Raw genomic sequence first — 13372 nt, 5'->3', positions numbered from 1 at the left:
TTAATATGATCTTTGCAATAGGCGACATCTTGATTAAGCTCGATACTCGGGGAGTTTACTCGGTTGAATTCAACACACGCCATCATGTGATGCTCGTGATCGATATTAAACAAGGACAACCAATTATCGCACACATGAGGTTTACGGACTACGCAACGAATCGTGGGAAATTAGTGATTGAACCGTGTCCCTCTTTAAAGGATGTTTATTTAATTCGATGTGAAGCATTCAGTCAAACCATGCGTCAAAAATTAACAGCAATTGTCCTTCAAGCTCATGAAAAAGATAAGCTTCGCATTGATAATCATTTTTTAAGAAAAGAATACCAAGCTGCTTCCGAATTCCGTGCGCTCGATTCATATCATTCAAAAAATGCTATTGAAAAACTACGCCAGCAGCCATCTGTGGTTGCTGATGTATTATCTGAAGAAGAACAGCTCATCAGCTGTCATAGCTTTGTTTTATCAACAATCCATCTCGCTTGTCGCACGACAAAAACACAACTACCTCATGGATTAAATATTCCTCCACAATTGGCTTGGTCAGATTTTCTTTATGCCACAGCTAATGATGATAAAGATCTTAGTGTCTATGAAATTAGTTCTTATTATTCTAATGGTCAATTACGATTTTTCCCACGAGTAAAAACAAATTATTCTAAACCCAAATCGAATCCAGCGTGCTCATCTCAGTGTGTTTTGATGTAAATTTAAAAAAATAATCTATTAAGTAAATCGGCTTTGAATTAATTTTTTTAACCCTTGCACAACCAACTTAGCTAATTTTAGAGTGTCTCTTATCCAAATGCTTCCTAATAATCTCTTAATATTTACCCGCTATACTGAAAAAAAGTGAGCTAGGATAACCTAATGACCGAGGCAATTTTAATTGCTGTGAGCGATGGTTTTGGTGGTTACGGTGATTTTTTATTCGCACTAAAGCTTTCCGAACAGTTAAGAGAATATTATGAATTAGCTGGGATAGAAGTCCCACCTGTGTATATTGTTACTCAGCAAAGTGGCAAAGAAAAAATCCAAAGGTTAAAAGGCGATGTCGAATTTGATGTTCCTGTATTGACTCCAGAAGAACTTGAAGAACAAGTTGAAAAAAAGGAAATTCAAGTGGGTCATGTTTTTGAAGGCCCCGTTTTTCAAACGGATTTAATCGATCGTATTGATCGTGCGCTTGCTAAAGTTGAACAACCAGTTTCTCTTACTATGTTGCCAGAATATAGTTTTAATGATCCTCGTCAAAGATCCACAATAGCATGGCAAAAATCTTATCGAGAGCGCAATCTTGAACAGATACGATATAGCAATACCGTTTTCTCTGGCTTTCTTGCAGATAGGGAAGAGAGGGGTATTCTTTTGAGTAAAGATCTTACTCAGCCATGTGCACCCGAAATCATGGTGGCTAAATTAGATGATAGAATTCGAGTTCCTTTATTGTGTCATCAAGATATTCAAACCTATCAAGAAAACCATGATTTAGCGTTTCAATATAGTCATGATGAGTATCACACGGATAGAGCAGATACGGCTGCTAGCCACTTTCTGAACGTTTATTGCGAGTTTGTTGGCATAAGTGATAAAAATCAAGATGTGGTTATGGTCGGCAAAAGCATTCAATCGAAAAGAAAAGCTCTAAACGATATTCAAGAGCGATTACTAGCTGGTGGGTTTACACGCATCATCTTTTACAATAGCGATACTGGAGCGGAAGAAATAGTACATGAACTCGTGGGGCATGAGGATGAAAAAACATTTCGTGTGATCTATGCATCTGGAATACCACATGAGTCGATGATTGCATTATCAGCGCTCTCAGGTCCATTATCAGGCGCTACTGGAGATCAGTCACTTAGTGAATGTCTGAGTGCTAATAAATTAATGGTTTATGAATGCTTACCGCACAAACAATCCTTAATCGCAAATTATGATGCGGCAATCATTAAAGAATCGAGTCATGATCCAAAAGTGATTGAGTTATTACAGTTACTCCGAAAAGCGCGCTCACATAGCGACTATCAACGTTTAGGTGAATTGCTGCGTAACCAAGGTTTGCAGGACAAATTCATACGGTTAAATCAAGCTGTGATGAAAAAATATGATTTTATTTCAAAAGTGATACAGGGTGGTCTGGGATGGGAGCCGTTATTAAAAACTCAAATAGCCAATCTTCTTATAGCGAATAAGCATCAGGAAGCCTTGGATTTAATGATGCAACATCCAAGAGTTACCAGTATTTTTAATGATAGTGATGGTAAATCTCTTTATGACTATGCAAAAGAATCCGATCCCGACAGTTTATTTATCCAATTTTTTGAAAAGAATCCTACAGCCATGCTTATGCAATATTTAATTGCGAGAAAATCTGAGGAAAGCTTACGCTACATGTTAGAACATCAGATTTCCCCTTTTTCTGAGATTCATGGTAAATCCATTTTTCAACATGCTTTGGATTTAAAGACCTATGGTTTTGTCGAGCAGGTTATTAATTCTACAAAAAAATATGAAGATAAAGTTAAACTTCGGATTCTACAAACAAAAAACACTCGTGGTGAGACGTATCTTGCACAATTAAGAAAACGTAAGCCCATTGATCAAAATGCTGCTACAGCTCGTGCAAGATATTTATCCACATTGGCGCAGCTGGATAAATATAAGCCAAAACCGGGATCCAAGCGTGAAACTATGTTTAATTCCTTTAAGGAATTGATTAAAACGTTTAACGATTTATCCACCTATAACGAAGAAGCATTTATTGGTTTGCTCTTACTGAATAAGAAAAATATTGCGGCTGAATATCGAATCTTTTCCCCTAACAATTGGCTTTTTGGCAGTAAATTTTATGATATTTTAGAGAACGCTTTAAAAGGGTTGGATTTAGATCTTGCAAGCCTCACACCTGTAGAAGAAAGGAAATATTATCAGGCCTTAGCCAATGTTATTAATACGAAACCTGATTTTCTTGCTAATGAATATATTTTGCAGTCATTAAGCAAGCAGGCTGAAGTTCAATTGCCAAAAATTGCGTCGTTAGTGCCTAAAGTGGAAGCCAAGCGCTTGTTAACAGAGAAACGTTTTCCGCATGATCCTACTATTATTCCTGTTTCAAATGGTTTTTATAAAATTAATCCAGAACCAATTGGGCAAGGCTATTTTGGACAAGTGTATGTTGGTCAATTTTACTCACTTTCAGAGGGAAATCTAACAATAAGTCGGCCTCTTGCTTTAAAAGAAATGATGCCATCGCAACGAGATATCTTAGATAAAGAGTATGCCATTATCAAAAAAGTTTATTCTCTTGAGCAAGTAGAACGCTTCGAAAAAAATGGTAAATCCTACTTAACTATGCCTTTATTCCCTGGTGTTCAACTTGATAAATATTTAGATTCTCATCGCGAACTTTCACTTGAAGAGCGCCGTTTAATGGCAATGGATTTGTTACGGGATTTAAATCAGTTGCATCAAAAAGAGATAGTGCATAATGATTTGAAACCAAACAATATGTTATATGATCCCATTAAAAAGAAGATGCATATTATTGATTTTGGACTGGCTAAAAATTATGAGGCACGTGAATTTATGCAATTTCATAGCATTGATACCGCCTTGTTTGGCTTTGAAATGCCTCCGGAATATTTAACGGGATCTCAAGCTAGTACTTCAATGGATATCTATTCTCTAACCGTAACACTTGCTGAGATTTTAGGTATAAATAAAAGAGATTTGGTTAACGCAAGACTTGACAAAGCATTGGTTAGTCTGCCTCATAACTTAGCATATGATATAAGAGCAGCCTATGCTAAAAGCAATACGCTTGGAGATTCATTATTTGATCCGATTATTTGTAGATATCACCGAACACAAGCTTTTGAGCAGTTTGTAACATCCTATGTGCACACTCCCTATGATTTTTCACCTTACCAGGACCTATTGGGAGCGGAAACCATTGAATTACTTAATCAAATGCAATCGGTTAATCCCGCTGAGAGACCTAGCGCAGAAACCTGTCTCTCAGTGTTGAATGAACAGATATTACAGGAAACCTCATTACCAGCCGATAAGCGTTTGAGATAATAAAATATAGGTTTAATGAGTATAATGATGTTAGTGTGTATTATTTTGGGGAGAAAAAAATGAGTCTTAACGATAAAATTAAAGAAGCAGTCTCTAATACATTTAGTATCTCAATATCTGCATTAGATCCTATACGTCTATCCACCTCAGAACGAATTAATAATTTTCCAGAATTTGTCGAATTGCTTCATCAACTAAATGATGAGCGCTGCCCACCGAAAATTCTGGCTCAAAGCCTTGAGGCAGTCATCGTAACTATTAAATTAAAAGAAGAGCCTACTGAGCTTGAAAGACGCTTTTTACAAGAAATCGAAACGCTGGTATATGGGCCTCAATATGAAACAAAAGAACAATTAAGTCCATAAAAGAATTTAATATTAAGTATGGGTTATGGGTAAATTACGATGATAGGCGTATTTGATATTCGAAATTTTTTGTCTCTAGGTAAAACTGGGTCTGGAAGATTTACTCATAAAATTGAGCGGGGGAAATTTCTCTCTTCAGAAAAAGTATTTGTTCGTAAAGAGATGACCTCGCCTAGGGTCGCTCGCCAAGAAGTATTAGCACAAGAATTATTTAGGCTTTTGCTACCCACCCAACCTGAAACCAGATTAGCATGGCATCCAATAAATGGTACTTATTATGTTTTGTCGGAAGAGATCCCAAACTACCGTCTACTTCCTATGACGCCTCATGAATTCACGAATGGTCAATACACTGGGTTAGGACAAATTCTTTTAGGGGCTTTATTTCTGCAAGAAATTGATCTTAAAAACGGCAATGTTGGAATAAGCGGCAATCAAGTGATAAAGATTGATGGTGACTGGTCTTTTGCCTTTATTCGTGATCCATCATTTTTTACTTATCAACCAGAACAAACCATTACTACAAGTATGATTGAGACGCTACCTTACCCAAAATTTTACGCTTTTAACTGGTTAGATCTTATTTTCGAAAATGTCGCTCAATCGCGTAGCCGAATTGTTGATCCAGCTGCGTTATGCAATGCTTCGTCATTTAGAAGAGAAGTGAATCAAGCCATTTTAAAAATTCTTCTCCTTCCTGAGTCCTATCTTGAGCGATTGGTAGATGCGTTCATTCCTGCAGGAGGTTCGCGTTATCTTGATTTTCTCAAACAAAGACGAAATGAACTGAAGCAAAGTGCGCTGCAGAGTTTATCCTTTAAAGCATATTTGAGTTCACCACAAGCAGCTAATGATGCACAAATGCATTGGAACTATATTAAAGCGTTTAAGGTTCAAGGAGATTATCCTATTCTATCTGAACAAGACCATGAGTGTTTCAAAGCCCAATTTGATTCTTCTTTTAGAATGCTACAAGAAAGCAGTTCCATGTCGAGAAGTTCTAGGATTAATAGCAATGTGGAAAGCAGGCTCGAGGTCGAGCATGTTAGAGAGGATCAGCAGATTGAAATCGATCATTTTTCTTCGGTTGCAAAGTTTCCCCGTATACCCGTTTGGAAATCATTTCTTAGTGGTTTTTTTATTGGTGGGGCTCTTATTTTATCGTTCATCCTGCTAAGAGTAATTGATGTAATGACGTTTGGGCTTTCTCTGCCTCTTACTGTTACCATTAGTGCGGCTATGGTGTTAAGTGCGGGTCTTTTAATGGGCGCAATCACTAAAGCACTTTGGCCTCAAGTTGATGGGAATAAGGCTGAACCTAAAAAGACAAACAAAAATCAAAATCAAATACCAAGTTTCGTCGATTCAGCTAAAGAGCGGATTGGTTCTTTTAAAGAGCTAACGCATTCTGCAGAGACTTTGTTAAATTCGGGGAAAATAAATACACAGCAATCTCAACCCGCACTTAAACAGGGAAACTTCGATGATAACCCCTCCTTTGGGCCTTAATTGTAGAGGACAATATGCAAAAGAACTCAGGATTATTCAAGAACCCAACCAAAGTAGCATCGAACCCAAGCCATGCTCGCTTAGAAAAAATTAAGGAGCTTACTCGTCAGTATATCGAATCAAACAATGGTTTGGTTGAACTGCTATGGGATTTAGAGCTTGCTATTTTTAGTGAAGAAAACCAAGCTCGAAAAGAAATATGGCAATCATTGTACAATGAGCTTCAGGAAAAACATACAGCATCAGGGGCAAAGGAAAAAATTACAGCCTTATTACACACAATAGAAGCGCTTGAAGTGGAATTAAAGGGAGGCTCAACCATTGGACGCTCCCCTTATCGGTTGTAAGATTAAACGATTTCCACTTCTTCAGCCTGCGGGCCTTTTTGTCCTCTAGCAGGCTTAAACTTAACCGTTTGTCCTTCATTCAGTGATTTAAATCCGCTGCCTTGGATTTCTCTAAAATGGACAAAATAATCAACGCCTTTGCTTTCTATAAATCCAAAACCTTTGCTATTGTCAAACCACTTCACTTTTCCTTCGATTTTTTCAGACATAATTAGTTCCTTATTAGTAGGTAATTTTCTAGTGATTTAGTGTTATTAAATATAGCATTTACTCATTACTTTTCCAGATTGAGTTTATTGATTGTTCGGTGAAATATCCAAATAGGAGTCCTCACATGAAATGGCCTCGTAATACCGGGTAAGTGCATGGATATGGGCTGCATTTCTCCAGTCGGTGCCATGTTTGTTTTTTATCTCATTAACGGCCTTAAACGCTTGAGTTATTATGGACTTTAATCGTTCGTGAACGGTTTCAAGATCCCAATAATAACCAGATTTATTTTGCGTCCACTCAAAGTAACTGACAATGACGCCGCCTGAGTTAGCGAGAATATCTGGAATAATGATAATATCCTTTTTATTTAAAATATCATCGGCTTTGAAAGTAATAGGACCGTTGGCAATCTCAACAATGACATCGGCTTGAATTTGATGAGCATTTTTTTGGGTGATTTGATCTTGAATAGCTGCTGGGATTAATAAATCAACATCAAGCGTTAAGAGTTCAGCATTGCTGATGCTAGAGGTGTTTTCACCTAGTTCACACACCGACTTCTTACAATAAAGATCATGAACGGATTCCATTTGTTTTTTCTTTTGCACTAAATCTGGGATTCTTAAGCCATCTGGTTTATAAATGCCTCCTTCAGAGTCACTTACCGCAACGATTTTATATCCATCTTGATATAATAACTCGGCTACTGGCTGAGCAGCGTTACCAAACCCTTGGATGGCTACGGTAATATTTTCAGGAGACCACTTTCTTTCTTTCTCTAGTTCTTTAATGCAATAGTAAGCGCCGCGACCTGTGGCTGTGTCTCGTCCCTGGCTTCCATTTAGCGGGATGGGTTTTCCAGTGACTACAGCCGGTGAAAATCGCCTGACGATGGTTGAGTATTCATCCATCATCCAACTCATGATTCTTGGTGTTGTGTATAAATCTGGGGCTAGTATATCTTTATCTGGGCCAATAAAATCAGCCATGACTTCAATATATCGACGACTAAGTCGCTCTAATTCGCGTGGGTTTAACTCTTTAGCAGAAACTTTAATCGCCCCCTTACTGCCGCCAAAAGGAACGCCCGCAATCGCGCATTTCATTGTCATCAGAAAGGCAAGCGCTGCGACTTCTTCCATGGATACATCCGGGTGATACCGAATTCCTCCTTTTCCAGGCCCACGAGCATGTTCATAATGTACTCGAAAACCCTGAAAAATTTTTAGTTCGCCGTTATCTAACCGGATCGGAATGCTGACTTGAAGACAGGACTTTGGATGTTTTAATTTTGCAATGGCATCCGCATCAATATCAATATAAGACGCGGCACGCTCTAACCATCTCATGGAACGGATGAAAAAACTATGGTGATTTTGCATGGTATCTCCTTTACCGATTAACCCGCTTACCGTGCTTTTTTATAAGTTTAGTTTATAAATGCTTGTACTTGGTGTCTTTCAAGGTAATATAAGTCAACTATTATGGTGACAAAAGGCTATTTTTTCCATCGGGTGATTTCTGTATGGGTTTTACATCCTCTAAATTAGTTTTTATTATTTCGAAATATTTTAAAAAAATATTATCCGAGGATTCTTTCCAGGCATTTAGTCTGGATAATTCAATTCTGTATAAAGGAGAGTCTTATCATCCGACTGTAATCCATTTTCCAGGGGGCAAAAGAAACCGTTTTTGGCTAGATTATTTTTTAAATCAGTTAAATAAAAAAGATTCGTTCTCTTTAACAAAACCAGACAATGTCCATATTTTGCAACTGAACAATTACGTATCATCGGACATGGAAATAAATCCTGCAGAATATTTTTTAAAAAAAGCCGGTTTAGATTATTGTTCATTGGGGAAAGCAATTTCTCCTTCAACTTGGCGAAATTCGGTAAAAATTTCTCTCTTAAATGAGCTCCTGCAGAATATCCCCAACAGTGAAACACCCCAATATTTTCTCGCATATGATTCTTCTGATGCTGTTTTAATTGGCGAGTGTGGAACATTGATTCAAGCACTTAATGAATATCGGTGTAACATATTATTTGGTCTCGATTCCATCATTTACAATGGTTTTCACTGGAAAAAAAATGTAATTAACACGCCAAAGTACATGCGTGAATATCTAAAAAATCATTACCGATTTTTAAATTCTGGGATGATCTTTGGTGAAGTTGAACCCATGAAACGAGTACTTTCGTTCTTACTTCATGAATATTCAACAAATGGATTATTCCCCCATTTTTCAGATCAGCATTATTATCATCAGGCTCGTTTTGAATTTCCTGAAGATATTGGGGTAGATTATAAAAAAAAATATTTATTAAATATTTTTCATTTTACGGGTTTTTTCGAGCGCTTCCAGTAACCTATTTTTAAAAAGGATTTGGGATCTAATTCATATGACGAAACGTCCTATTATTTTTCCATTGCAACGATTAATTGCTTGCTTGAGAAATCTTCATGCTACGGGAGTAGATAGAGTTGAAATACGCTATGCATACTGGTTAATACAACAAAAGAAACTAGGCCGTAAGGTTATTTTTGTTCGCCAAGAGCAAAATGTAATGCAAAAAATCCCCGATAACAAGGCGGAAAAGATCATTATAGGGTTGTGGCAACGATGGATTGAAAATAAAGGAGTTACTTTTAATCATTACGCGCAAAATGCTGATAGAAATATTTTTTTATTAATAAATAAAATTAGAAATTTATTTGGCCCTTCGCTTGATCGTAACATTGTCGCCGATCTCAAAAATCAACCCGATCCAGTGTACTTAAACATCTCTTATAAAGGGGTTGAGTTTCCAGAAATACATAAATTATTGCGCGATAAAATTAGGGCAACACTTTATTTTTATATTCATGATATCGTGGCGATTGAATATCCTGAGTTCTTTTACGGAAAAGCATCAATATTTCAGAAAAGAGTTAAGGTGATCGCTCAGTATGGTGAGGCAATTTTTGTGAATTCAATTGACACAGCGAGTCGTTTTAATGCCTATTGCAAGAAGGAAAAATTACCCATACTTCCCAACATATTAGCTAAAATTGGAGTCGAAGATAAATTTATTCAGACTGCAAATTTACCACTATGCCCTTTACCAAAGCAACTTGCTGTGCTGACCCAGGGACACCCATTTTTTGTGGCAATAGGAACGGTTGAACCTCGTAAAAATTACCTATTGCTTCTAAATATTTGGCGAGAGCTCGCTGTTGAGTATGAAGCAAAAGGACGTGTTTGTCCTAAATTACTTATGATTGGCAAGCGCGGGTGGGAAAATGAAAATATTCGCGACTTATTAGAGCGTAGTCCGAGTATTATTCGATATGTAAAAGAGCTAAACGATGTTTCTGATGAAGTGATGTTAAGCCTTATTCGTCATTCAAATGGACTTTTAATGCCAAGTTTTGCTGAAGGGTGGGGAATTCCGGTCGCGGAAGCCTTGACGCTTAATATTCCCGTTCTTTGCAGTGACATCCCTGCTCATCGTGAATCAGGGCAAAATCAAGCGCATTATATTCATCCCCTGGATGGCCTGGGCTGGAAAAAAGCTATCATGAAATATGCGGATACAAAACAAAAGCTTGGGGGCTCTTATAAGCCAGATACTTGGTCATCCCATTTTAACCATATAGAACGCTTTCTTTAGATTCGCATTGCAACCCGTGCGGCAATTGCGAGTTGATATAATATACCAGTCATCATGCCTGTCACTTTCAAACCGCTGTCTGTTTCATTAGGTAATACCACCAATTGATCGCCTCCTTCAATTGGATAGTGGGCGTATTTGTCGTATTTAAGATTTTGGATTTGTCCATTTTGCTTAATTAATAAAAACTCTTTTTGGTTGGCTGACTTTTGGAATCCTCCGGCTGCTTGAATATAGTCTGCAAGCCTATACTGCGGGTTTGCATTGATGGAAACTGAATTAACCACATCACCACTTACTGTGACAATAGAGGTTTTGGCGGGAATATTGATGGTGTCATTATTTTCTAGAATGATTTTTTTCCATAGCGCGCGATCACCTAAAACAATTTGTCCCTTTGTTTCAGCCTGCTGAGCTTCGTCGATGAATTTGCTTATGAGCTCAGAGCGTGCAGCATGTATTTTTGCGTCATCACCCGTTAAGGATTCGCCCGTCATTGCCTGGCGTTTTAACCGAGATAAATTAGTATTTAACGCTTCTTTTTGTTCTTTGGCTACTGATTCTCTAAATAACTGAACGTTATCTAGGTTGGCATCGGGTTTTAGTTGTAGTGTATTTAAAAATTCCGCTAAAGTGGTTCCTGGTTTAACGATGTATTGATGTTGTCCTTTTACTTGACCTTTAACGGTCACGACCCGCTGATGAATTTCTTTATCCGCTACAAAGGTAACCCGATCACCCGCTTGGATCATGATTGAGTTTGATTGTGAAATCGGAAGATAATGAAACTTTGGTTTCATGCCTTGATTACGTTGTATGCGAACATAGGTAGAGCTTGGCTCGACGTTGGCAAGCTTTTTTAAGGAAGCCAATGAAATATTCTGGCTTCGTAATTCGTATTGATAAGGTTTTTTCACATTTCCAGCAACAGAAATAGTGTATTTTTGGGGTTTGACGACAATCGTATCGCCTTGATGAAGTTGAAAAGGATTAATATCACCTCGTAATAAAAAGCTGTACAAATCAACACGACGAATTTCCTTACCTTCGCGTGTAATCACGATCTCTCGAAAACTACCTTCATGGAGATTTATGCCACCCGCAGCACAGAGAAAGTAAATAATTGAATCGGATGATAAGCCATCATAAAGTCCAGGCGAATTTACAAAACCGGTTACAAATACTTGGATAGGCTGTGCGGTTACTAAGTCAGCGTAAACATTTACCCCTTTTTTAAAAACTTTTTTTACATGCTGTTGTATGGTTGTATTGAGTTTTTCATTTTCTATTCCGGCTAATTTAACGGGTCCTACTTCAGGAATAAAAATATTACCCTGGGTGTCTACCGTAAATTTTTTCGATAACTGATAAGCTCCCCACATTTGCACATCGACTTCATCTCCAACACTTAAACGATAATGCGGATTAAAAAAGTGAGCTTGATGTTGTTGACTGCACTGATTGCCAAAAAGATTTTGCCCAAAAACAGGTAAATCATTGTTTAAGATGTCTCCCATGTGCGTGGAAGATTTCAAACGAGTATTAATATCATCATCGTCTTCGTGCTGAGTATTGAATGGTGTAAAAAAGCCAGTTGTTGAAGCATGCGATGTTGGAGCAGAAGCTTTAGAGGCACCCGTTTTAAGGTGAGATGCACCTTCAGCATATGCAATCGTTGATAAGATTAGCAGTGAAAAGCCAAATTGTTTCATCAGTCAATGTGTTCCTTAACAATTAGTATGGTCATTTTTGCGAGCACATAAAGGATTAATAATATAAACAAGATATTCATCAAATCATAAAAGGGCTGTGGGCTTGATGCTTCATCGGGCAAATTAGGTGGCTCGATTTCGATGACAATATTCTGATTTTTAAGTAAGTTTGATTCCGCAGCATCAAAGGCTTCTTGGGCTGCTTGATACTCAACTTGAGCAAATTTAGATTGTAATTGAATCCACTCAAAATCCGACATCATTTTATTTAACTTACTTTGCTCTTTGGCTTTACCCAGTAGAATATTTGATTGATGTTTTATTTGGGTTTTGAGCGCATCAATTTCACTTTGAAGTGTTACAATTTTATTTGAGTTAGGCTGCATAAATGAAGAGTAGGTAATTAATTCTGTTTGTTTTTCGACAAGTGTACTCTTTAATTTGGCCATGGCAGATGAAACAACATGCGCTGTTTCTTTGGGATCAAACACACCATTTTGATTTTGCCATTCAATCAACTCTTTACTGGATTTAAATAATTTTTCTTTAGCATGTTGTAGTTTTAAGTTCGCAAAATCATATTGTTTTTGAAACAAAGTATTTGAAACCTGATTTACAAACTCCCGAGTTTGCAAAATGATTGCATCTAATATTTTTTTTGAGGCTTCTGGTGTAAATGCTTTTGCTTTAATAACGATTTCATTAGTTTCTGTATCGACTACCGCGCTGACTTTGCTTCGGTAGTAATCTAGAAAAGCATTTTGCGAACTATTAGAACTTAAACGGGAAAATAAATCCCCGTACTTGGACTGAAAATGCTCCTTAATGGGAAAATGTTGCTCCACCTTGGTAAGAATTTCACGCGATAAAATATAATCTCTGGTTAAATAATTTTCTGAGGCGGGCTCATATCCCCCGAGTAAAGGGCTATTAGATATTTTGGACTCAGATTTTCCAATTAAAATCTTAGCGTTACTTTCATATAAGGGGGCTTTAATTAATAAAATATAAACTGCTGCGAAAAGCCAGGGAATAAGTACTAAAAGAGAAAATAGCAGATTCGATTTGATAAACGCACTTAGACGTTCAATCAACGTGTTATTTTTAACGCCTTGTAACAATTTATTTTCTGCTAAAGTCTTCACTGTTAACGGCACTAAAGCAGTATTTCTTTTATATAAGCGACGTAATCGTTTCAAAATACAAATCCATGTTAGAAAAGTCAGCTTCGATAAAAATCCCTTCAATTTTAAAAGAGAATTTTATTATTTCACTTCAAAAAATAAGTTATTTATGTATGACTTTCGATAAAGTTTTTAGATAGTACGAGATTTGATTTTAATCCTCAAGGAAGTCTTTTCAAAAAGCAAAAAGAGGGTGCTTTTTATTAAAACGGAAGTGAATATAAGAAATAGTCTTTTATTACGCGCTGGAGAGTTTTTTGTCTAGATGCTTGTAATAATGAAAATTTATTATTAAGCTTAAGTT

General features: G+C 37.0%; 11 protein-coding genes. 7 read left to right on the top strand and 4 right to left on the bottom strand.

The genetic code is table 11. The features are described from left to right. Positions 1–29 precede the first annotated feature (29 nt). From E1O41_RS01270 to E1O41_RS01250, 5 genes are all read left to right on the top strand, one after another. Entirely contained in the window at positions 30–707 is a 678-nt protein-coding gene (locus tag E1O41_RS01270; RefSeq protein ID WP_131775494.1) for a hypothetical protein, read from the top strand. Between the two features lie 162 nt (positions 708–869). Further along, positions 870–4082: a serine/threonine protein kinase gene (locus E1O41_RS01265; RefSeq protein WP_131775493.1), complete on the top strand. Its 3213-nt coding sequence runs from the start codon at positions 870–872 to the stop codon at positions 4080–4082. Positions 4083–4141: 59 nt separating this feature from the next. Beyond that, a complete protein-coding gene (locus E1O41_RS01260) occupies positions 4142–4447 on the top strand; it encodes a hypothetical protein (RefSeq protein ID WP_131775492.1) in 306 nt (101 codons plus the stop codon). A 39-nt stretch (positions 4448–4486) separates the two neighbouring features. After that, complete coding sequence (locus E1O41_RS01255; protein WP_131775491.1) at positions 4487–5956, top strand: hypothetical protein; 1470 nt, start codon at positions 4487–4489, stop codon at positions 5954–5956. Positions 5957–5970: 14 nt separating this feature from the next. Then, a complete protein-coding gene (locus E1O41_RS01250) occupies positions 5971–6303 on the top strand; it encodes a hypothetical protein (RefSeq protein WP_131775490.1) in 333 nt (110 codons plus the stop codon). Positions 6304–6305: 2 nt separating this feature from the next. Here E1O41_RS01250 and E1O41_RS01245 read toward each other — a convergent pair whose 3' ends face one another. Both E1O41_RS01245 and E1O41_RS01240 read right to left on the bottom strand, forming a co-directional pair. Next, complete coding sequence (locus E1O41_RS01245; protein WP_131775489.1) at positions 6306–6512, bottom strand: cold-shock protein; 207 nt, start codon at positions 6510–6512, stop codon at positions 6306–6308. A gap of 84 nt (positions 6513–6596) precedes the next feature. After that, a complete protein-coding gene (locus E1O41_RS01240; protein ID WP_131775488.1) occupies positions 6597–7898 on the bottom strand; it encodes a Glu/Leu/Phe/Val family dehydrogenase in 1302 nt (433 codons plus the stop codon). Positions 7899–8041: 143 nt separating this feature from the next. Here E1O41_RS01240 and E1O41_RS01235 point away from each other — a divergent pair, with 143 nt between their 5' ends. Further along, complete coding sequence (locus E1O41_RS01235) at positions 8042–8887, top strand: hypothetical protein (RefSeq protein WP_131775487.1); 846 nt, start codon at positions 8042–8044, stop codon at positions 8885–8887. A gap of 34 nt (positions 8888–8921) precedes the next feature. Beyond that, positions 8922–10172 carry a glycosyltransferase gene (locus E1O41_RS01230; RefSeq protein ID WP_131775486.1) on the top strand — a complete coding sequence of 417 codons (1251 nt, stop codon included), beginning with the start codon at positions 8922–8924 and terminating at the stop codon, positions 10170–10172. Here E1O41_RS01230 and E1O41_RS01225 read toward each other — a convergent pair. Both E1O41_RS01225 and E1O41_RS01220 read right to left on the bottom strand, forming a co-directional pair. Then, the gene (locus E1O41_RS01225) at positions 10169–11884 is read right to left on the bottom strand and encodes a polysaccharide biosynthesis/export family protein (RefSeq protein ID WP_131775485.1); all 1716 of its coding nucleotides are present in this window, start codon (positions 11882–11884) and stop codon (positions 10169–10171) included. The two genes, E1O41_RS01230 and E1O41_RS01225, sit on opposite strands and share 4 nt — an antisense overlap. Further along, a complete protein-coding gene (locus E1O41_RS01220; RefSeq protein WP_131775484.1) occupies positions 11884–13083 on the bottom strand; it encodes a KpsE/RkpR family capsule polysaccharide export protein in 1200 nt (399 codons plus the stop codon). Before E1O41_RS01220 ends, E1O41_RS01225 begins: the two co-directional genes overlap by 1 nt. Positions 13084–13372 lie beyond the last annotated feature (289 nt).

This window comes from Legionella impletisoli, assembly GCF_900639875.1.
Taxonomy (GTDB): domain Bacteria; phylum Pseudomonadota; class Gammaproteobacteria; order Legionellales; family Legionellaceae; genus Legionella_A; species Legionella_A impletisoli.
This window is presented reverse-complemented; position numbering and strand designations above follow the sequence as displayed.